The organism is Pandoraea pneumonica (genome assembly GCF_049918595.1).
Classification (GTDB): Bacteria; Pseudomonadota; Gammaproteobacteria; order Burkholderiales; family Burkholderiaceae; genus Pandoraea; species Pandoraea pneumonica_A.
Map to the genome: position 1 here is coordinate 427,379 of NZ_JBNCRZ010000002.1, position 20,239 is coordinate 447,617.

A 20,239-nucleotide genomic window follows, 5' to 3' on the forward strand; every position below is an offset into this window, starting at 1 on the left:
ACTTCGGTTTAAGGGAAAACCTTTGGCTGCGGGGTTGCGCGTTATCAACAGTTGAATTCCTCCCGGCCCAATATTGCATTCCGCGCTTGGAAGAGCGCCGCGCAATGGATAGAATTGGCGGCTATTGTGAGCGTGCGGTGAATATCTGCCGGCAGCGCGGCGGCGGGACATGATGTCCGTTACACTGTCGTGGCAAAAAAACGCAGGTCTCAGATCCTCGGGACGGAGTCCGGGGGGGCGGAATGAATGCGACGCATAAGGGTCGTTGAACGATCCGGTCGATAACAGGAAAACAGATCAGATGAAAATCAGTGATTGCCGGGGGCGGTTTTGGTTGGGCGTGGGGGTGGCATGCCTGGCAGCCTGGGGGACGTCAGCGGGCGCCGCGGAAGCGGTGAAGGATGTGACCGGGTCGTCGACTCCGGGTCAGTTCGCCGCACCGGCAGTGCCAGCGCAAGCCCCGTCGGCCACGGCATCGGCGTCGGGCACGATTCAAGAACTGCGCGATCGCATTCAAAACAAGGAAGTCACCGAACTTCGCACGACGTACAACGGCCGCTACGGCGCCAGCCTGCTGTTCTATCCGCAGACGATGGGCTACTACGTCGCACTGTTCCACGAAGGCCAGTTCTGGCGCGTGGTCAAGCTGAGCAACGAGAAGAAGGCCGAAGCGCTGTACGGCGACTTCGTGCGTCAGACGCAAGTGCTGGCCGACGTCGAGATTCGCCGGATCAAGCTCGAAGCGCAGAAGGCCCTCATGGAGCGCCAACTGGCCGAGAGCGAAAACCGCCTGAACGCGGTGCAGAACGATCTGGCCATCCAGCGTCAGCAGGAACAAGCGCTGGCCCAGAACCAGCAAGCCGTGCGTGAGCAGGCTTCCGCGCTCGAGACCGAACGTACTGCCGCGCGTCTGCGCCTGAACGACCTGCAAGGTCAGATCCGTTCGCTGGAAGCCGAGCAGAACAGCGCCGACTCCGATCTGGTCCGCTCGGTGAAGACCACCAGCAGCCGCAAGACGAAGCGTTAATCGGTCGATTCACCGTCAATTCACGGTCGATTGTCGATTGGCTGCCGTCAGCCTGTGAGAAAGCCGCCTTCGGGCGGCTTTTTTCATGCGGAATCGGAGCGGATCAAGGGTAATCGGGGGGGATTGAGGTCCGTTGCGGCGCCGCGAGTGCATGCGCTACACGCATTCATCGGGACTGTCGACAGGCGAATGGCTCATGTCTCGCATTTGCAACTCAAATGACGCCGCGATGCGCGTTGGACCGGCGGGTTCGGGCGTAGGCGAGGGGTAGGGAAAACCGCGTCGTACCGCGCTGGTCATGGGGCGCGGCAGCAATTATCCTAGGCGAACGTGTCGCGTGTGGCGTCCGGCACTCGGGGGCCGTCCCGACTAGCTAGGGACTCGGCAGCCAGTTAGAATAGCGCCCATTTTGTGCAGCGCAATAAAGCGATTACCCAAACCTTATGACGCAAAACATACGACAGGGGCATCGCCCTCAGCCCATGCCTGCGCTGATGGTGGCAGCCATTGGCGTGGTCTTCGGCGATATCGGCACCAGCCCGCTCTATGCGCTCAAGGAATGTTTCGATCCGCAACACGGCATTCCGTTTAACCAGCAAGCCGTGTTCGGCATCATCTCGCTGCTGTTCTGGGCGCTGGTGATCGTCGTCTCCCTGAAGTACGTGCTGTTCGTGATGCGCGCCGACAACCGCGGTGAGGGCGGCGTGCTCGCGCTCATGGCGCTGAGCCTGCGCAGCGTACGTGCGGGCAGCAAGTGGGCGTCGGTGCTCATGATGCTGGGGATGTTCGGGGCCTGTATGTTCTACGGGGACGCGGTGATTACACCCGCCATCTCCGTCATGTCGGCCGTCGAGGGGTTAGAGATCGCCGCGCCATCGCTCACGCGCTTTGTGCTGCCCATTACCATCGTCATCCTGATTATTCTGTTTTCGATGCAGAAGTCGGGCACGGCCAAAGTGGGGCGCCTGTTCGGCCCGGTGATGGTCGTGTGGTTCGTGATTCTCGGCGTGCTGGGCGTGTACAACATGTTCGCCGCACCCGAGATCATCAAGGCCATCAACCCGTATTACGGCATCCATTTCATCCACACGCACGCCTTGCAGGCCTACATCGTGCTCGGCTCGGTGTTCCTGGTGCTGACCGGTGCCGAAGCGCTGTACGCCGACATGGGCCACTTCGGTATCCGTCCGATTCGCTTCGCATGGTCGTTCCTCGTGTTCCCGGCGCTGGTGCTCAACTACTTCGGGCAAGGCGCGCTGCTGCTGAGCAACCCGAAAGCGATCGAGAATCCGTTCTTCCTGATGGCCCCCGACTGGGCGCTGCTGCCGCTGGTCGTGGTGGCGACGGCGGCTACGGTGATCGCTTCGCAGGCCGTGATTTCCGGGGCTTTCTCGCTCACGAGCCAGGCAATTCAGTTGGGCTACGTGCCGCGCATGAAGATTCTGCACACGTCCGATCGTGAAATCGGTCAGATCTACATGCCGGTGATCAACTGGTCGCTGCTGCTGGTCATCATCTGGATCGTGCTGGCGTTCAAGTCGTCGAGCAACCTCGCGGCCGCGTACGGCATTGCGGTGACGACCACCATGGTGATTACGACGATTCTCGCGTGCGTGGTCATGGTCAAGGTCTGGAACTGGAACAAGTTCCTCGTCGCGCTGATCATTACCGGCTTCCTGGTAGTCGACTTCGCGTTCTTCGGCGCGAACCTGATCAAGGTCGAAGAGGGCGGTTGGTTGCCGCTGGCGTTGGGGGCGTTCCTGTTCTTCATGCTGATGACCTGGCACAAGGGCCGCCAGTTGCTGCGTGAGCGCACGGCTGCCGACGGTATTCCGCTGGGGCCGTTCCTGCAAGGCTTGCTGGCGCACCCGCCGCATCGCGTGGCGGGCACGGCCATCTATCTGACGGGCGGCAATACGCTAGTGCCAGTGAGCTTGCTGCACAACCTCAAGCACAACCGCATCCTGCACGAGCGCACCATCTTCCTGACGTTCCGCACGGTGGATGTGCCGTACGTCGAAGACGACAAGCGCATGGAGGTGAAGGACCATACGGGCGGTTTGTACAGCGTCGTGTCGACCTTCGGTTTCAACGAAACGCCGGACGTGAAGGAAGTGCTTCACCTGCTCGAAGAGAAGACGGATATGCATTTCGAGCTGATGGATACGTCGTTCTTCCTGGCGCGTGAAACGGTCGTGCCGACCAAGCTGCCGGGGATGTCGATCTGGCGCGAGCGCTTGTTTGCCTGGATGCACCAGAATGCCGCCAAGCCGACGGACTTCTTCAGCATTCCGGCGAACCGCGTGGTTGAACTGGGGACGAAGATCGAGATTTGATGCGGGTTTCGGGGCGGCACAGACGTCGCCCCAACATCGCATCGCTTGGCAAGAGATCAAAAGAAAAGGCCCGCGAATCGGAAGATTCGTGGGCCTTTTCTCTTTGCTGCGAGGTGCTTCGAGTTGCGTCTGGGTTAGCGCTTGAGCTTGGCGAAAGCGGCTGCCATTGCGTTCACCGTTTCCGGTTCGCGCTGACGGCCACCACCACCGCTGCGGTTGCCGCCGTTGCCACCACCGCGATGCGCGCCGCCGCCGCTACCCGCGCCCGGACGATCGCTCGCACCGGCCACCGGCAGGTCGTCGTTCAGACGCATGGTCAGCGAAATACGCTGACGTCGCGGATCGACTTCCAGCACCTTCACCTTCACGATATCGCCAGCCTTCACGACTTCGTGCGGGTCTTTGATGAACTTCGTCGACATCGCCGAGACGTGCACCAGACCGTCTTGATGCACGCCGATGTCGATGAACGCACCGAAGGCCGCCACGTTCGTAACGACACCTTCGAGTTGCATACCCGGCTTCAGGTCGGTGATCTTCTCCACGCCTTCTTGGAACGTCGCCGTCTTGAATTCAGGACGCGGATCGCGGCCCGGCTTCTCCAGTTCGGTCAGGATGTCCTTCACCGTGGGCAGACCGAAGCGCTCGTCGACGAACTCGGTTGCTGTGACGCTGCGCACGACCGAGCCGTTGCCCATCACGTCGCCGATGCTCTTCTTGATCTTCGCGAGAATGCGCTCGACCACCGGATACGCTTCCGGGTGCACCGACGAACGATCGAGCGGGTTGTCGCCGCCGTTCACGCGCAGGAAGCCTGCGGCTTGTTCGAACGTCTTGTCGCCCAGACGCGGCACTTTCTTGAGTGCCTCGCGGTTGGCGAACGGACCGTTGCTATCGCGGAAGTCCACGATGTTCTTCGCGAGCGTGCTGTTCAGGCCCGACACGCGGGCGAGCAGCGGGGCCGACGCAGTGTTCACGTCGACGCCGACGAAGTTCACGCAGTCCTCGACCACGGCGTCGAGCATGCGAGCCAGTTCGCGTTGATTCACGTCGTGCTGATACTGGCCCACGCCAATCGCCTTCGGCTCGATCTTCACCAGTTCGGCCAGCGGATCTTGCAGACGGCGAGCGATCGACACCGCGCCACGCAGCGAGACGTCGAGTTCCGGGAATTCCTTCGCCGCAAATTCCGATGCCGAGTAGACCGAAGCACCCGCTTCCGACACCACGATCTTTTGCAGCTTCAGTTCCGGGTGACGCTTGATCAGTTCGAGCGCCAGCTTGTCGGTTTCGCGCGAGGCCGTGCCGTTGCCGATACTGACAAGCTCCGCGCCCGTGGCCGCGACCACTTTGGCCAGACGTGCGAGCGAGCCGTCCCAATCGCGGCGGGGTTCGTGCGGATAAATCGTGTCCGTGCCCAGCAGCTTGCCGGTGCGGTCGACGACAGCCACCTTAACGCCGGTACGCAGGCCCGGGTCGAGACCGATCACGCTCTTCGGGCCAGCAGGTGCGGCGAGCAGCAGGGCCTTGAGGTTGCGGGCGAACACGCGAATCGCTTCGCTCTCGGCGCTCTCACGCATTTGCGTGAGCAGTTCCGATTCCAGATGCGGCTGCACCTTCACCCGCCAGCACCAGCGGCACACGTCGGCCAGCCACTTGTCGGCGGCGCGGCTCTGGTTGCGAATGCCGAAATGACCGGCGATAACGCCCTCGCACGGATGCGGGATCTGCGCGTCGAGTTCTTCGCCCAGCCCGAGCTTGACCATCAAGATGCCGAGGTTACGGCCACGGAAGAGGGCGAGCGCGCGGTGCGACGGCACCGAAGCGATAGGCTCGGCGTAGTCGTAGTAATCGCGGAATTTCTCGCCTTCTTCGCTTTCCTTGCCTTCGATGACCTTCGACGAGACCACGCCCTGATTCCACAGGTAGTCGCGCAGCTTGCCGAGCAGGTCGGCGGTCTCGCCGAATTGTTCGGAAAGGATGTCGCGGGCGCCGTCGAGGGCCGCCTTCACGTCGGCCACGCCCTTGTCGGCGTCGACAAACTTGGCGGCTTCCGTTTGCGGATCGAGCGTCGGGTCGGCGAGCAGGGCTTGCGCGAGCGGCTCGAGGCCCGCTTCGCGGGCGATCTGCGCGCGGGTGCGGCGCTTTTGCTTGTACGGGAGGTAGAGGTCTTCGAGCGTTTGTTTCGTCTCGGCGGCCACGATGGCCGTGCGCAGCTCGTCAGTGAGCTTGCCTTGTTCCTCGATGCTCGTGAGGATGGCCGCGCGCCGGTCTTCGAGCTCGCGCAGGTACAGCAGACGCTCTTCGAGCGTGCGCAGCTGCGTGTCGTCGAGGTTGTCCGTCACTTCCTTACGGTAGCGTGCGATGAAGGGCACGGTGGCGCCTTCGTCCAGCAATTGCACGGCGGCGGCGACCTGGCGTGGCTGCACGCTGAGTTCGGCGGCGATGCGTTGAACGATCTGAAGGGCTACGTTTTGCGTCATGAGTGTTGCGAATTACCCAAGTGCCAGGAGCGGGGCATTTTGCCATAAACCGCGGGCGCGTCCGGGCAGGCAATGCTAAAATTTGGCATCACTCTGCTCAACCTCATGATTTCCTTCGCAAAATTGTTTTCGCGCGGTCGCGCAGGTACGTCGGTCGCTGCTTTTAGCGCGCTGTCGGCCGTGGCCGTCGTTGCCATGCCCGTTGTGTCGTCCGCGCAGGGATTCACTGCGGCGGAAGCCGTGGGCCGTACGACCGAACAGCTTCGCGTGCCACAGGTCCCGTTTGATGCCACGGCCGATCGCACGCCGTCTGCGGCTAGCAGCGCGTCTGCGGCGGCTGCCGCAGAAGACGACAAGCCGGTCGCCTACGACGACAAACTCGACATGCATCCCGATGATGACGATTTCGCCGGCCGTCGTGCCGTGCTCGATCGTCAGCGCGCGTGGATCGACTATCGCTTCCAAGAGGCGAAGTACGAATGTGCGTCGAAGTTCTTCGTGAACTATTGCATCGACAAGGCGCGCGACGAACAGCGCGAAGCGCTCAAGGCCTTGCGCAGCCAGCGCTTGGTGCTCGAAGATGCCGAGCGCAAAGCGCGGGCGAACGAGCGCGACGAGCGCTTGGATGCCAAGCGCGCACAGACCGCTGCCGAAGCCCCGCAACGCGCCGCCGAGCGTGCGCAGAACGTGACTTCCTATCAGGAAAAGCAGGCCGAATACCAGCAGCGTGTGACCGAGCGCACCGGCAAGGCACCGGAACGGGCGGCTAACGCCGAGCAGTACAATGCCAAGCAAGCCGAGCAGCAGAAGAAGCTCGACGAAGCGAAGGCGACGGCCGATCAGAAGGCTGCCGAGCGTGCCGAGAACGTTCGAAAGTACGGCGAGAAGCAGGCGGAAGCCATCGAGCGCCAGAAGAAGTCGGACGAGCGCCGCGCCCAGTCGCAGTCGGGCAGCACCCCGGCACAAAAGGCATTGCCGGGACAGTAAGCGAGGCCGGGCCGGTCGGTGACCGGGCCCGGAGTCACTTCAGCGTTGCAGGAGAGTTGCCACGATGCAGCACGATCTTCACTCCATTGGACGTCGCATCATTGAGTTGCAGATCGAACACCGCGATCTCGATTTTTTGATCGACAAGTTGCTAACGGAGCCGACGTACGATGAACTGCAAGTCACGCGCCTGAAGAAGCGCCGTCTGAAAATCAAAGACACCATTACCCTGCTGCAAGTGCAGCAAACGCCGGATCAACCGGCGTGAATTTGTTGAATGCTGAGGGAGACGGTTCGAACCGTTCGAACCGTTCGAATCGTTCGATCCGTCTGAAGCACTCGGATCCTGCCAGCGCTTGCTAGTCGCTTGTTAGTCGCTTGCTAATGTTCGGCAGTGCATCTTCTCCGCGTGACATGAAGTCCCCGTCTGCGCGACACTTTTTATTGCCGGCGCCGCGAATCGCTCGTTGTCGATTCGCGGCGCCTTTGAGTTTTATTTGCCGTTTTGACCGATTCCGCAGCCGCAGCCAGCGATACTCCCGACGTCTCCACTTCCGCCGACGCGCCCACCTTCCACGGCCTCAAGCCCCTTGCCCCCAAGCGAGAGCGAGAGCTGGAGGAGATCTTCGGCGATGGCGGCATGCTGGCGCGCGCCATCGACGGTTATCGTTCGCGCGAGCCGCAAACCGAAATGGCCCGCGCCGTGGCATCGGCGATGGATACGCACGATTCGCTGATTGCCGAGGCAGGCACGGGCACCGGCAAAACGTATGCGTATCTTGTGCCGGCCATGCTTTGGGGCGGCAAGACGATCATCTCGACGGGCACCAAGCACCTGCAAGATCAGATCTTCGCGCGCGACATTCCGACCGTGCGCCGTGCGCTGGCCGTGCCGGTCAGTGTGGCGATGCTCAAGGGCCGCTCGAACTACCTCTGTCACTACTACCTCGAGCGGGCGCAGCAGGAAGCGCGCTTCGCATCGCGCCACGAGGCCGCACAGTTGCGCGAGATCGTGACGTTCGCGCAGATCACGAAGAGTGGCGACAAAGCCGAGTTGGCGTCGGTGCCGGAGAACTCGCCGGTCTGGGCGCAGGTGACGTCAACGCGCGACAACTGTCTGGGGCAGGAGTGCCCGCGTTACAAAGACTGCTTTGTGATGCTGGCTCGCAAGGAAGCGCAGCAAGCCGACCTCGTGGTGGTCAACCACCATCTGTTCTTTGCGGACGTGATGCTGCGCGACACCGGCATGGCTGAATTGCTGCCTAGCGCGAATACGGTGATCTTCGACGAGGCGCATCAGTTGCCCGAGACGGCGACGCTTTTCTTCGGCGAGACGGTGTCCACGGGGCAGATTCTCGAACTCGCGCGCGATTGCGTGGCCGAGGGTCTGATTCACGCGCGTGATGCCGCCGACTGGGTCAAGTTGGGCGCCAATCTCGAGCGTGCGGCACGCGATGTGCGACTGACGTTCGGGCCCGAAAACACGCGGATGTCGGTGACGCAGTTGGCGGACGATCACGAGCTGTTCGGTGCGCTCGATGGTGTCGACGTCGCGTTGCAGGATTTGATCGAGACGCTGCAACATCAAGCGGAACGTGCAGAGGCGCTGGGCGCTTGCCTGCGTCGCGCAATGGAACTGCATCAACAGCTCGAGCGTTGGCAGATGGGCGTGACGCCGCCGACGCCGGGTGAGGAACCGTTGCCGCTGCTCGACCCCGATGCGCCGCGCGTGACGGACGGCAAGCGTGAAAAGGCGGCGAAAGCGGCCATCGCGCGTGAGGCGGAAGCGGCACGTGTCGCTGCCGAGGCGAAAGCCGAGGGCGAGGGCGGGAAAGAAAAGGTCTACACGCCGCCTGAAACGGTGCGCTGGATCGAGGTGTTCTCACAAGCCGTGCAGTTGCATCAGACGCCGCTGTCGATTGCGCCGATCTTCGCCAAGCAGCGGGCCGGCGCGCCGCGAGCATGGATTTTCACGTCCGCGACGCTGTCGGTGAAGGGCAATTTCAATCACTACGCGGCGCAGCTGGGACTGGATTCCGAGAAGTCGTTGACGTTGGCGAGCCCGTTCGATTATCCGAATCAGAGCTTGCTGTATGTGCCGCGCGGCTTGCCGCAGCCGTCGTCGCCAGGCTTTACCGATGCGGTGCTCGATGCAGCGCTGCCTGTGCTGGAAGTGAGTGGCGGCCGGGCGTTCGTGTTGTGCACGACATTGCGCGCTGTCAATCGTGCCGCTGAGCGTTTGCGCGAAGAGTTCGAACGACGCGGCTGGCCGTATCCGCTGCTGGTGCAGGGGGAAGCGAGCCGTACCGAACTGCTAGACCGGTTCCGAGCACTCGGTAATGCGGTGCTCATCGGCAGTCAGAGTTTCTGGGAAGGGGTGGACGTGCGCGGCGAGGCGCTGTCGCTGGTCATCATCGACAAGCTGCCGTTTGCGCCGCCCGACGATCCGGTACTGGCCGCGCGGCTCGATGCATTGACCAAGAAGGGCCTGAGCCCGTTTGCCGTTCATCAGCTGCCGCAGGCGGTTATTACGCTGAAGCAGGGGGCAGGGCGGTTGATTCGTTCCGAGCGCGACCGCGGCGTGCTGATGATTTGCGATCCACGTCTGGTCGATAAGCCTTACGGTCGGCGCATTTGGCAAAGTCTGCCGCCGTTCAAGCGCACGCGCGAACTCTCGATCGTGCGTGCGTTCTTCGATGAGATGGCGGCAGACGCTGGAAATTAAGCGTGCGCGTCGAGCCAGTGACCGATCACTGCCGGGGCCACCTGCGCCAGACGTGCCTGATAACGCTGCGCATCGGCGCGCAGCGCCACGGGATCTACGCCCGCTGCGCCCAGTTCACACGCATGGCCCACGAGCCAAGATTCAATCTGTGCGGCATCGGCTTCCAAATGGAATTGCAAACCGAGCGCATGTCGGTCAAGCGAAAACGCCTGATGCGCGCCAACCTCCGTAAGCGCCAGATGCTCCGCACCCTCGGGAATGTCGAATTGATCGCCATGCCAATGCAGCACCGGCGCATCGCCTAACACCGCCAACGGCGAGGCTTCGCCCGCAGCCGTCAGCGTGAGCGGCGCGTACCCGATTTCCTTTACCCCAAGCGGGTACACCTTCGCCCCGAGCGCACGCGCCATCAACTGCGCACCCAAGCAGATGCCGAGTATCGGTGCCTTCGCGTCGAGGCGCGCTTTCACCAACGCCAACTCGTCAGCAACGAACGGGTAGATGGCCTCATCGAACGCGCCGATCGGGCCACCGAGCACGACCATCAGATCGGGCGACAGGGCGTCGATGCTACGCAAATCACGCACTGGCGCATCCACATATTCAATTGCATAGCCGCGCTGGGCGAAGAACGGGGCAAGCATGCCGAGATCTTCGAAGTGCACGTGACGCAGGGCGAGCAGGGTCTTGTTGGGTTGGGGGAAGGAAAGAGGCGAACTCACGCGACAGACTCCTTACGTAATATCCGGAGAAAGCAACAATGTAAGCGGAAAACAAAAAGCCCTCGCATGCGAGGGCTTTTCGAGGGTGTGGCAGAACCGCAAGGTTCGATGCCGGGGGGCACTGACGAATTAACGCCAGATCTGCCACCAGGCCTTCTTGCCGGTACCGTCGTCGATACGATGGCCAACGGTCAGATAACCGCTGTTCGGATACGTCTTTTCCATCACGCGGCGGGTGTCGTCACGCAATTCGGTCATGCCGAGTTTGTCGTACGACTTGATCATGATGCCCAGCGCGTCTTCGAGGGCCGGGGCCTTGTCGAAGTCTTGCAGTGCGGTCTGGGCGCGGTTCACGGCAGCCAGATACGCACCACGGCGGTAGTAGTACTCGGCGGCATGCACTTCGTGCGCGGCCATCGCGTTGACGGCGTAACGCATACGCAGTGCAGCGTCGTTTGCGTACTTGCTGGTCGGATAGTGCTCGACCAGGTACTTGAAGCTGTCGTACGCGGCACGCAGTGCCTTCGGATCGCGCTCGCTCAGATCTTGACCCGAGAAGCGGCCGAAGAGACCCAAATCGTCGTTGAAGTTGATCAGGCCCTTGAGGTAATAGGCGTAATCGATCGACGGGCTATCCGGATGCAGACGAATGAAGCGGTCGATGGCGGTAAGCGCCTGAGCTTGCTCGTTGTCTTTGTAATAGGAGTAAGCGGTGTTGATCTGCGCTTGCTGAGCATGCGGGCCGAACGGATCGCGCCCTTCGAGCAACTCGTAATACTTGGCTGCCTTGGTGTAGTCGCCGCCGTCAAAGGCGTCTTTGGCTTCCGAGTATAATTTGTTCGTCGACCAGCTGGCCGTTTCGTCGGTTTTCTCCGGCAGAATGCCGCAGGCGGCCACGCCGCCGACCAGCATTACGGCCAGCGTAAGATGTTTGACTAGTTTCAGGGCTTGCATGCTCGTTGGCTTCACTTCTCGATGACCCGTTCAATAGTGCCGGATTATAGCGTAACCGCCTCATTTGCCACGGAAAATGCAGAGGACTCGTCGGACGACGACCTCGAATTGCTTCCCGCGGCTTTCCCCGGTGCTCCCAATGGCACCGCCAATTCCGACACGGATTCTACCCTTGCCGTTGCCGGTTCGGCCGAAAGTGCTGAACCGCTGACCGCCACATTGCCCGACGCGCTCGCTGGCGAGCGCCTCGACAAGGCGCTGGCACAATGTTTTCCCGAGTATTCCCGAAGCCGGTTACAGGCGTGGGTCGAAGATGGGCGCGTGACGCTCGACGGCGTGACGGCCAAAGTGCGCCAAAAAGTCGCTGGCGGCGAGTCGGTGGCGATCATCCCGGCGGCACTCCCCGAGCAGTTGGCGTTCGCGCCGGAGCCCGTGCCGCTCGACGCCGTCTACGAAGACGCCGCCCTGGCCGTCTTCAACAAGCCCGCAGGGTTAGTGGTACATCCGGCGGCCGGTAACTGGTCGGGGACGTTGCTCAATGGCTTGCTGCACCGCTATGGGCAGGCCGCCGCTGACCTGCCGCGTGCGGGCATCGTCCATCGGCTCGATAAAGAAACGTCTGGCTTGATGGTGGTGGCGCGTACTTTGATCGCGCAAACCGATCTTGTGCGGCAATTGCAGGCGCGTACCGTCAAGCGTCATTACGCAGCATTGGTGTGGGGCCGCCCGCCGTTGCGTACGGTCGTCGACGCCCCCATCGGGCGCGATCCCCGCGAGCGCACGCGCATGGCGGTCGTTCACGGGCAGGGCGGCAAACCCGCTCGCACACGTGTGGTCACGGTGGCGAGCGCCGAGTGGGAGAGCTCGCCGGTCTCGCTGGTGCTGTGTTCGCTCGATACGGGACGTACCCATCAGATTCGCGTGCATTTGTCCCACCTGGGACATTCGCTGCTGGGCGATCCGCTATATAAGCCTCGCCATCGGCGTCCTGCGTTGCCCGGCGATTTCACGCGGCAGGCGTTGCATGCCTGGCGTCTGGGCCTGATTCATCCGGACGATGGTCGTGCTATGCACTGGCAGGCACCGTTGCCCGACGATATGCGCGAACTCATGGCGGCGCTTGGCCTCGAATTCGACTTTTCAACCCTTCCCGATTCGCTCGATGACTTCTTCCCTGCCTGAACGAAACCATCAGCACGACATCCCCAACGACTGGATCATTCCCGATTGGCCCGCACCATCGAATGTTCGCGCGGTATTCACCACGCGCGCGGGTGGGGTGAGCGAAGGTCCGCAAGCGACGTTTAATCTGGGTTTTAAGGCAGATGACGATCCCGCTGCGGTCACGACGAACCGCGCGTTGCTGGCGTCGCGCACGGGGGTGCCGTCGGCGTGGGTCGCGCAAGTGCACGGCCCGCGTGTGGTGGATGCGCAGGCGGCGCTCGACGCCGTTCGCGCGGGCGATCCGTTGCAGGCCGATGCCAGCGCGACGAATGCTCCGGGCTTGGCGAGTACGGTGATGGTGGCCGACTGTCTGCCCGTCCTGTTGTGTGACAAGCAGGGGCACGCGGTCGCTGCGGCGCACGCGGGGTGGCGTGGGCTTTGCGCGGGGGTGATCGAACAGGCCGTGCAAGCCTTGCGTGCACGTCTGCCGCAGTCGGCGCAAGCGGAACCAGTGGAACAAGCGGGCGAACGCGCCGACGTGATCGCGTGGCTCGGACCGTGCATCGGGCCGACAGCGTTCGAAGTCGGACCGGAAGTCCGCGAGGCGTTTTTGGCGGCAGCATTGCCCGAAGAGCTTGACGCGACGCTTGCGGCCTTCGTCGCGCATGGTGATCCGATGGTAGGGAAGTCGTTAGCGGATCTGTGCGCGCTGGCGCGCCTGCGGCTCGCTCGCGAGGGCGTGACGAGTGTGTCTGGTGGTCAGTGGTGTACGGTCAGCGATGCGTCGCGGTTCTATTCGTATCGCCGTGATCGGACGACGGGGCGCATGGCGGCGCTGGTGTGGCGCGAGGCGTAAGTCGCTGCGCACTTAGTGTCGTACGTTCATGACGTCACTTAATGACGTGGGTGTGACGGCGGGGCGGGCTGTGGCGTGTCTGCATCGTGCGCGCTTGGGCGATGCTCCTCCATGCGGAGGTCGCTGGGCGCGGTGTCGGCGAGGCTGTCGAGATGCCGCCGTCTCGCCCGCCGGATGCGTCCCCCGGCGATATAGAGCCACAGCAGCGCCGGGGCGACGCCACCGCCGAGAAAGATAAACAGGCCGAGCCAGATCGATGGTGCGGTGATGGCGACCATCGCGAGAACATAGAGCCAGCCGAGAACGATGATCAGCATCGGGACAAACGCGCATTCAAAAATGGTCGGGGCGGCCGGAGAATTCCGCAGGACGTACACCGCAAGCATTGACACGCCTGCGCTCGCACGCAAGAATGCTTTACAGGCGGGGCGCAACGCTCGCGAGGCGTAGCACGCCGCCGCGTTTCGGGCACTGGCCCGTGGACGCAACGGACGTGACGCTCAGGCTATCATGAATCGCGCCAGTGCCAACTTCGATCCGGCTTCGTTTGCCGCCTCGTTTGCTCAGCAGTTTCCCTCCGCTTCGCTCTCCGCTCAGGACATGTCGCAGTGGTTCAGTGCCGCCCAACAACTGTTCGGCGCGCTGCCGGGCGCTGGGGGCTCCACCGCTGCGGGCGCCAATGGCGCAGCGAATCCCGCCAATCCTTTCACACATCTCTTCGAACTGTTCGGTAAGTCCGGCAATATGCCGCAGCCGACGCCATTGCACGTCGATCCCGCGCGTCTGAATGCCCTTCAGACGGAATATGCGCGCGAATTTGCCGAGCTTGTCGCCAGTTTCAACCAGCCGGGGCTCGATAACGCGCCGCCGCTGGGTGACCGGCGTTTCGCGGGCGACGGCTGGCGCAATCCGTTCTATGCATTGCCCGCTGCGCTCTATCTGCTCAACGGCCGGTTCCTGATGCGCATGGCCGAACTGGTCGATGCCGATGTGAAGACACGCGAACGCATCCGCTTCGCCGTCGAGCAATGGGTGGCCGCGAGCTCGCCCGCGAACTTCATCGCGACAAATCCCGACGCACAACAGCGCCTCGTGCAAACGCACGGCGACAGCCTGCTGGCTGGCATGCAGCATCTGCTTGTCGATATGGGTAAGGGCAAAGTGTCGCAGACGGACGAGGCCGCCTTTGAAGTGGGACGCAACGTTGCCACGACGGAAGGGGCAGTCGTTTTCGAGAACGACCTCATCCAGCTCATCCAGTACAAGCCGCTCACACCGACCGTGCACCAGCGCCCGTTGCTGGTGGTGCCGCCTTGCATCAACAAGTACTACATCCTCGATCTGCAACCCGAGAACTCGCTCGTGCGCTATGCCGTGGAGCAGGGTCACACGGTGTTTGTGGTGTCGTGGCGTAACCCCGATGCATCGCTCGCGCACAAGACGTGGGACGACTACGTGGGCGAAGGGCCGATTGCGGCCATCGATGTCGTGCGTGAAATCTCCGGACAGCCGCAGATCAACGCACTCGGTTTTTGCGTCGGTGGCACGTTGCTCGCAGCGGCCCTTGCCGTGTTCGCCGCCAAGGGGCAAAACGGCCGCAAGTCGCCGGTTGCGAGTGTGACGTTGCTGACCACACTATTAGATTTTTCCGATACTGGCGTGCTCGACGTGTTCGTCGACGAGCCACATGTGCAGTTCCGCGAACAGACGATCGGCGGGGCGCTTGGACAACCGCCTGGGTTGATGCGCGGTGTCGAACTGGCCAACACGTTCTCGTTCCTGCGTCCGAACGATCTGGTCTGGAACTACGTGGTCGACAGCTATTTGAAGGGCAACGCGCCGCAGCCGTTCGACCTGCTGTACTGGAACGGCGACGGCACCAACCTGCCGGGGCCGATGTTCTGCTGGTATCTGCGCCATCTTTATTTGCAGAACGAACTGAAGCAGCCCGGCGTCGTGCAGACCTGCGGCGTGCCAGTCGATCTGGGAACGATCGATGCCCCGGCCTATGTGTTCGGATCGCGAGAAGATCACATCGTGCCGTGGACGTCGGCATTCCGTTCGCTGCCGTTGCTCGGTGGCGAGCGTCGCTTCGTGCTGGGTGCGTCGGGTCACATCGCTGGCGTGGTCAACCCGCCCGTGAAAAAGAAGCGTAGTTATTGGCGTAACGACGACGTGGGCGTCGCGTCGGACGACTGGCTCGCAGGTGCCACGGAACACCCGGGGAGCTGGTGGACAGACTGGAGCGATTGGCTCGCCGGCTATGCCGGAAAACGCGTCAAAGCGCCAAAGGCGTATGGTAATGTTGCTTATGCCCCCATCGAACCGGCACCCGGCCGCTATGTCAAGGCGAAAGCCTGAGCAGGCGCGGCGTCGTCGGGCAGCCCTTTGGTTCGACTTATTTTGAAGACGAGGAAAGAGACATGACGGATATCGTGATTGTGTCGGCTGCGCGCACCGCAGTCGGTAAATTTGGTGGTTCGCTCGCCAAGGTAGCTGCGCCGGATCTGGGCGCGATCGTGATCGACGAGGTCCTCAAGCGCGCCAAACTCAAGGGCGACGATGTCAGCGAAGTGATCATGGGTCAGGTGCTGACCGCCGGTTCGGGGCAGAACGTTGCACGCCAGGCGGCCATCAAGGCGGGTCTGCCGACGATGGTGCCAGCCATGACGATCAACAAGGTGTGCGGCTCGGGCCTGAAGGCCGTGATGCTCGCGGCCAATGCGATTGCCGCGGGCGATGCCGACATCGTGGTCGCTGGCGGTCAGGAGAACATGAGCGCCGCACCGCACGTGCTGCCGGGTTCGCGCGACGGTTTCCGCATGGGCGATGCCAAGCTGATCGACAGCATGATCGTCGACGGTCTGTGGGATGTGTACAACCAGTACCACATGGGCATCACGGCTGAAAACGTGGCGAAGGAATACGGCATCACTCGCGAAATGCAGGACGCGTTCGCTGCCGCTTCGCAGAACAAGGCAGAGGCCGCGCAAAAGGCCGGTCGTTTCGACGCGGAGATCGTGCCGGTCTCGATTCCGCAACGCAAGGGCGATCCGCTGCTGTTCAACACCGATGAGTTCGTGCGCCACGGCGTGACGGCGGAGTCGCTTGCTGGCCTCAAGCCTGCGTTCGCGAAAGACGGCACCGTCACTGCGGCCAACGCTTCGGGCCTGAACGATGGTGCAGCAGCCGTGGTGGTGATGTCGGCCAAGCGCGCCGAGCAACTGGGTCTCCAGCCGCTGGCACGCATCAAGGCCTATGCGAATGCAGGTGTCGACCCGTCCGTGATGGGCATTGGCCCGGTGCCGGCGTCGCAGCGTTGCCTCGCACGTGCGGGCTGGGATGTGAAAGACCTTGACCTGATGGAAATCAACGAAGCGTTTGCTGCACAGGCGCTGGCGGTGAACAAGCAGATGGGCTGGGATACGTCGAAGATCAACGTGAACGGCGGCGCGATTGCGATCGGCCACCCGATCGGTGCATCGGGCTGCCGTATTCTCGTCACGCTGCTGCACGAAATGGCGCGTCGCGACGCACGCCGCGGTCTGGCCTCGCTTTGTATCGGCGGCGGCATGGGCGTGGCGCTGGCGCTCGAACGTGTGTAATTGCCTGGCAGCGGGTGTGACAGCGCACTCGCTGTTCGCTGTAGAAGAGCGGTAACCCACAACGAATCAAACCGGTGACGCCCGTGCGTGCAACGCGCGCGGGCTTGTTGCCGGAGGCAGTCAGGAGACGGAAGGTTCGCGTGGGAACGCGCGGCCTGCGCGTCGGTCAATTGGCAGTCGCAACAGGCGGCAGATTTGCCGTTATTTAGGGGGAAGCGTTCCATGACTCAACGCATTGCATACGTGACGGGCGGGATGGGCGGTATCGGTACGTCCATTTGCCAGCGGCTTTACAAAGACGGCTTCAAGGTCGTGGCGGGCTGCGGTCCGAATTCGCCGCGCCGCGTGAAGTGGCTGGAAGATCAAAAGGCGCTGGGTTTCGATTTCATCGCTTCCGAAGGTAACGTCGGTGATTGGGATTCGACCAAGGCTGCATTCGATAAGGTGAAGGCAGAAGTGGGCGAGATCGAGGTGCTGGTGAACAATGCCGGTATCACGCGCGACGTCGTCTTCCGCAAGATGACGCACGAGGACTGGGATGCGGTGATCGCGACCAACCTCACGAGCTTGTTCAACGTCACCAAGCAGGTGATCGAGGGCATGTGCGAGCGTGGCTGGGGCCGCATTATCAACATCTCGTCGGTGAACGGTCAGAAGGGGCAGTTCGGTCAGACGAACTACTCGACGGCCAAGGCCGGCATTCACGGCTTCACGATGGCGCTGGCGCAGGAAGTGGCCACCAAGGGCGTGACCGTGAACACGGTGTCGCCGGGCTATATCGGGACGGACATGGTGCGCTCGATCCGTCAGGACGTACTCGACAAGATCGTGGCAACCATTCCGGTCAAGCGCTTGGGCGAGCCGAGCGAAATCGGATCCATCGTCGCTTGGCTGGCTTCGGAAGAGTCCGGCTTCTCGACGGGGGCCGACTTCTCGCTCAACGGCGGCCTGCACATGGGCTAAGCGGTGGCAGGGCGGAAGCGCGCAAGCGCGAGGGGCGAACCACGGGTCGCTACCTTTTTCCGCCGCGGGTTAGGGCTTTGCCGCATAGCAGCAAACGCCCTAGAATCGATAATATGTGACTAACCCCGACCGTCGGTCGGGGAAGTCCTTCATAAAAGCAGGAAACCCACCGCATGACCGCGAGCAAGAAGACTGACGAGCGCCTGATCAAAAAGTATCCGAACCGGCGTTTGTACGATACCCAGACCAGTACGTACATCACCCTTGCCGATGTGAAGCAGTTGGTGCTCGAGACCGAGGAGTTCAAGGTCGTCGACGCCAAGACGGGCGAGGACCTGACCCGCAGCATTCTGCTGCAAATCATTCTGGAAGAAGAGACCGGCGGTGTGCCGATGTTCTCGAGCGCCATGTTGTCTCAGATCATCCGCTTCTACGGCCACGCGCTGCAAGGGATGATGGGCACCTACCTCGAGAAGAACATCCAGACCTTCATCGAGATTCAGAACAAGCTGGCCGATCAGTCGAAGGGCATCTACGAGGGCGCTGCCTTCAATCCGGACGTCTGGGCGCAATTCATGAACATGCAAGCGCCGATGATGCAGGGCATGATGACCAACTACATCGAGCAGTCGAAGAACCTGTTTGTGCAGATGCAGGAGCAAATGCAGAGCCAGGCCAAGAACATGTTCAGCACGTTCCCGTTCCCGGGAGCGCCGGGTGCACCGGGCATGCCGGGAATGCCAGGCACGCCGGGCAAAGATCCCAATAAGAAACCCTGACGCGACGTAGTGCGCGTTTTGCGTGCGGAATGCACGCATAGGTATGACGTTGCGGTGTGGCTCGGGGCGCACACCGCAACGATAGTTGGAACGCACAACGGGCGAACAAGGTAAAATGCGCGGTTCTTCGCTGCGGGTTTTGTCCGTGGCGCGAGGATCGGCAGGCGGGCAGGGGACTTACGACGGCGAAATCGCCTCGTTCTGGTCCTGCGAGGCTCGCTGTCCGGTCGTTACACCGTATTCACTAGATCAGGATTTCGCCCCATGTCCCGCCCATCGCCCGCCGGCACCCCTAAAGTCGGCTTCGTTTCGCTCGGCTGTCCCAAGGCTTTGGTCGACTCCGAGCAAATCCTGACCCAATTGCGCGCTGAAGGCTATGCGATTTCGGGCACCTACGACGGTGCCGATCTCGTCGTGGTCAACACCTGCGGCTTCATCGACGACGCCGTGCAGGAAAGTCTGGACGCCATCGGCGAAGCGCTCGCCGAGAATGGCAAGGTGATCGTCACTGGCTGCCTGGGCGCGAAGAAAGACGCCGCCGGGCAAGACATCGTGACCGCCGTCCACCCGAAGGTGCTCGCCGTGACCGGCCCGCACGCGCTGGGCGAAGTCATGAGCGCGGTACACACGCACCTGCCCAAGCCGCACGATCCGTTCAGCGATCTCGTGCCTGCTGCGGGCATCAAGCTCACGCCGCGTCACTACGCTTATCTCAAGATTTCCGAAGGCTGCAACCACCGTTGCACGTTCTGCATTATTCCGTCGATGCGCGGCGATCTCGACTCGCGTCCGGTGGCAGAAGTCATGCTCGAAGCCGAAAACCTGTTCAAGGCCGGCGTCAAAGAGCTGCTGGTGATTTCGCAGGACACCAGCGCGTATGGTGTCGACGTGAAATACCGCACCGGCTTCTGGGCTGGTCGTCCGCTCAAGACCCGCATGACTGAACTGGTTACGGCGCTGGGCGAGTTGGCCAAGCAGTACGGCGCATGGGTGCGTTTGCACTACGTGTACCCGTACCCGCACGTCGACGAGATCATTCCGTTGATGGCCGAGGGCCACATCCTGCCGTATCTCGACGTGCCGTTGCAGCACGCGCACCCCGACGTGCTCAAGCGTATGAAGCGCCCGGCCTCGGGTGAAAAGAACCTCGAGCGCATTCAGGCGTGGCGCAAGGCGTGCCCGGACCTGACGATCCGTAGCACGTTCATCGCTGGTTTCCCGGGCGAGACCGAAGCCGAATTCGAATACCTGCTGGACTTCCTGAAAGAAGCCGAACTCGACCGCGTGGGCTGCTTTGCCTATTCGCCGGTGGAAGGTGCTAAGGCCAACGAACTGCCGGGCGCGCTGCCCGACGAAGTGCGTGAAGAGCGTCGCGCGCGTTTCATGGAAGTGGCCGAAGAAATCTCGGCCGAGCGTCAGATGCGCAAGATCGGCAAGACGATTCAGGTGATCGTCGACGAAATCAATCAGGACGGCGGCGTCGCTCGCTCGGCCGCTGACGCCCCGGAAATCGACGGCCTCGTGTACATCGAACCGACCCCGAAGGCAGCGAAGCGTCTGAAGGTAGGCGAATTCGTGAACGTGACGGTCACTGGCGCCGATGGCCATGACCTGTGGGGCGAAGTGGTCTAAGGATCG

Annotated in this window: 16 protein-coding genes; 12 read left to right on the forward strand and 4 right to left on the reverse strand. The window is 62.2% G+C overall.

Annotation, left to right across the window (positions count from 1 at the left end):
- The first annotated feature begins 301 nt into the window (after positions 1-301).
- Both ACPWR9_RS08515 and ACPWR9_RS08520 read left to right on the forward strand, forming a co-directional pair.
- Positions 302-1,027, forward strand: a complete 726-nt coding sequence (locus ACPWR9_RS08515) for a DUF2968 domain-containing protein (RefSeq protein WP_426297358.1) — start codon at positions 302-304, stop codon at positions 1,025-1,027.
- A gap of 443 nt (positions 1,028-1,470) precedes the next feature.
- The gene (locus ACPWR9_RS08520; protein WP_426297357.1) at positions 1,471-3,363 is read left to right on the forward strand and encodes a potassium transporter Kup; all 1,893 of its coding nucleotides are present in this window, start codon (positions 1,471-1,473) and stop codon (positions 3,361-3,363) included.
- A 134-nt stretch (positions 3,364-3,497) separates the two neighbouring features.
- Here the strand turns inward: ACPWR9_RS08520 and ACPWR9_RS08525 are convergent, their stop codons facing one another.
- Complete coding sequence (locus tag ACPWR9_RS08525; protein ID WP_426297356.1) at positions 3,498-5,846, reverse strand: Tex family protein; 2,349 nt, start codon at positions 5,844-5,846, stop codon at positions 3,498-3,500.
- A gap of 105 nt (positions 5,847-5,951) precedes the next feature.
- Here ACPWR9_RS08525 and ACPWR9_RS08530 point away from each other — a divergent pair, with 105 nt between their 5' ends.
- The 3 genes from ACPWR9_RS08530 to ACPWR9_RS08540 all read left to right on the forward strand — a co-directional run bounded on the left by ACPWR9_RS08530 (position 5,952) and on the right by ACPWR9_RS08540 (position 9,558).
- Positions 5,952-6,833 (forward strand): hypothetical protein, encoded by an 882-nt coding sequence (locus tag ACPWR9_RS08530; protein WP_426297355.1) that lies wholly within the window; start codon positions 5,952-5,954, stop codon positions 6,831-6,833.
- Between the two features lie 64 nt (positions 6,834-6,897).
- Positions 6,898-7,101, forward strand: a complete 204-nt coding sequence (locus ACPWR9_RS08535) for a YdcH family protein (RefSeq protein WP_426297354.1) — start codon at positions 6,898-6,900, stop codon at positions 7,099-7,101.
- A 237-nt stretch (positions 7,102-7,338) separates the two neighbouring features.
- A complete protein-coding gene (locus tag ACPWR9_RS08540; protein ID WP_426297353.1) occupies positions 7,339-9,558 on the forward strand; it encodes an ATP-dependent DNA helicase in 2,220 nt (739 codons plus the stop codon).
- Here ACPWR9_RS08540 and ACPWR9_RS08545 read toward each other — a convergent pair.
- Together ACPWR9_RS08545 and ACPWR9_RS08550 are read right to left on the reverse strand one after the other, a co-directional pair.
- Positions 9,555-10,280 carry a glutamine amidotransferase gene (locus ACPWR9_RS08545; RefSeq protein ID WP_426297352.1) on the reverse strand — a complete coding sequence of 242 codons (726 nt, stop codon included), beginning with the start codon at positions 10,278-10,280 and terminating at the stop codon, positions 9,555-9,557. The two genes, ACPWR9_RS08540 and ACPWR9_RS08545, sit on opposite strands and share 4 nt — an antisense overlap.
- 129 nt (positions 10,281-10,409) lie before the next feature.
- Positions 10,410-11,234 (reverse strand): outer membrane protein assembly factor BamD, encoded by an 825-nt coding sequence (locus ACPWR9_RS08550; RefSeq protein WP_426297351.1) that lies wholly within the window; start codon positions 11,232-11,234, stop codon positions 10,410-10,412.
- A gap of 21 nt (positions 11,235-11,255) precedes the next feature.
- Here ACPWR9_RS08550 and ACPWR9_RS08555 point away from each other — a divergent pair, with 21 nt between their 5' ends.
- Both ACPWR9_RS08555 and pgeF read left to right on the forward strand, forming a co-directional pair.
- A complete protein-coding gene (locus tag ACPWR9_RS08555) occupies positions 11,256-12,416 on the forward strand; it encodes an RluA family pseudouridine synthase (RefSeq protein ID WP_426297350.1) in 1,161 nt (386 codons plus the stop codon).
- Positions 12,397-13,254, forward strand: coding sequence for a peptidoglycan editing factor PgeF (gene pgeF, locus ACPWR9_RS08560; protein ID WP_426297349.1), 858 nt, complete (start codon positions 12,397-12,399; stop codon positions 13,252-13,254). The genes ACPWR9_RS08555 and pgeF overlap by 20 nt, the downstream gene beginning before the upstream one ends.
- Positions 13,255-13,292: 38 nt before the next feature.
- Here the strand turns inward: pgeF and ACPWR9_RS08565 are convergent, their stop codons facing one another.
- Positions 13,293-13,640, reverse strand: a complete 348-nt coding sequence (locus tag ACPWR9_RS08565; RefSeq protein WP_426297348.1) for a hypothetical protein — start codon at positions 13,638-13,640, stop codon at positions 13,293-13,295.
- Between the two features lie 124 nt (positions 13,641-13,764).
- On the opposite strand from ACPWR9_RS08565, the gene phaC reads away from it, so the two are divergent.
- The 5 genes from phaC (at position 13,765) to rimO (ending at position 20,233) form a co-directional block, all read left to right on the forward strand.
- The gene (gene phaC / locus ACPWR9_RS08570) at positions 13,765-15,615 is read left to right on the forward strand and encodes a class I poly(R)-hydroxyalkanoic acid synthase (RefSeq protein WP_426297347.1); all 1,851 of its coding nucleotides are present in this window, start codon (positions 13,765-13,767) and stop codon (positions 15,613-15,615) included.
- Positions 15,616-15,677: 62 nt separating this feature from the next.
- Complete coding sequence (locus tag ACPWR9_RS08575; protein WP_426297346.1) at positions 15,678-16,859, forward strand: acetyl-CoA C-acetyltransferase; 1,182 nt, start codon at positions 15,678-15,680, stop codon at positions 16,857-16,859.
- A 222-nt stretch (positions 16,860-17,081) separates the two neighbouring features.
- Positions 17,082-17,822 (forward strand): 3-ketoacyl-ACP reductase, encoded by a 741-nt coding sequence (locus ACPWR9_RS08580; protein ID WP_426297345.1) that lies wholly within the window; start codon positions 17,082-17,084, stop codon positions 17,820-17,822.
- Positions 17,823-17,995: 173 nt separating this feature from the next.
- The gene (gene phaR, locus ACPWR9_RS08585) at positions 17,996-18,601 is read left to right on the forward strand and encodes a polyhydroxyalkanoate synthesis repressor PhaR (protein ID WP_426297344.1); all 606 of its coding nucleotides are present in this window, start codon (positions 17,996-17,998) and stop codon (positions 18,599-18,601) included.
- A 264-nt stretch (positions 18,602-18,865) separates the two neighbouring features.
- Positions 18,866-20,233, forward strand: coding sequence for a 30S ribosomal protein S12 methylthiotransferase RimO (rimO, locus tag ACPWR9_RS08590; protein WP_426297343.1), 1,368 nt, complete (start codon positions 18,866-18,868; stop codon positions 20,231-20,233).
- Positions 20,234-20,239: the final 6 nt, after the last annotated feature.

Coding starts and splice junctions, on each gene's coding strand:
- ACPWR9_RS08530 (WP_426297355.1), top strand. CDS start 5,952: ATGATTTCCTTCGCAAAATTGTTTTCGCGCGGTCGCGCAGGTACGTCG.
- ACPWR9_RS08555 (WP_426297350.1), top strand. CDS start 11,256: ATGACCCGTTCAATAGTGCCGGATTATAGCGTAACCGCCTCATTTGCC.
- pgeF (WP_426297349.1), top strand. CDS start 12,397: ATGACTTCTTCCCTGCCTGAACGAAACCATCAGCACGACATCCCCAAC.
- ACPWR9_RS08535 (WP_426297354.1), top strand. CDS start 6,898: ATGCAGCACGATCTTCACTCCATTGGACGTCGCATCATTGAGTTGCAG.
- ACPWR9_RS08565 (WP_426297348.1), bottom strand. CDS start 13,640: ATGCTTGCGGTGTACGTCCTGCGGAATTCTCCGGCCGCCCCGACCATT.
- ACPWR9_RS08575 (WP_426297346.1), top strand. CDS start 15,678: ATGACGGATATCGTGATTGTGTCGGCTGCGCGCACCGCAGTCGGTAAA.
- ACPWR9_RS08520 (WP_426297357.1), top strand. CDS start 1,471: ATGACGCAAAACATACGACAGGGGCATCGCCCTCAGCCCATGCCTGCG.
- ACPWR9_RS08515 (WP_426297358.1), top strand. CDS start 302: ATGAAAATCAGTGATTGCCGGGGGCGGTTTTGGTTGGGCGTGGGGGTG.
- phaR (WP_426297344.1), top strand. CDS start 17,996: ATGACCGCGAGCAAGAAGACTGACGAGCGCCTGATCAAAAAGTATCCG.
- phaC (WP_426297347.1), top strand. CDS start 13,765: ATGAATCGCGCCAGTGCCAACTTCGATCCGGCTTCGTTTGCCGCCTCG.
- ACPWR9_RS08525 (WP_426297356.1), bottom strand. CDS start 5,846: ATGACGCAAAACGTAGCCCTTCAGATCGTTCAACGCATCGCCGCCGAA.
- rimO (WP_426297343.1), top strand. CDS start 18,866: ATGTCCCGCCCATCGCCCGCCGGCACCCCTAAAGTCGGCTTCGTTTCG.
- ACPWR9_RS08580 (WP_426297345.1), top strand. CDS start 17,082: ATGACTCAACGCATTGCATACGTGACGGGCGGGATGGGCGGTATCGGT.
- ACPWR9_RS08550 (WP_426297351.1), bottom strand. CDS start 11,234: ATGCAAGCCCTGAAACTAGTCAAACATCTTACGCTGGCCGTAATGCTG.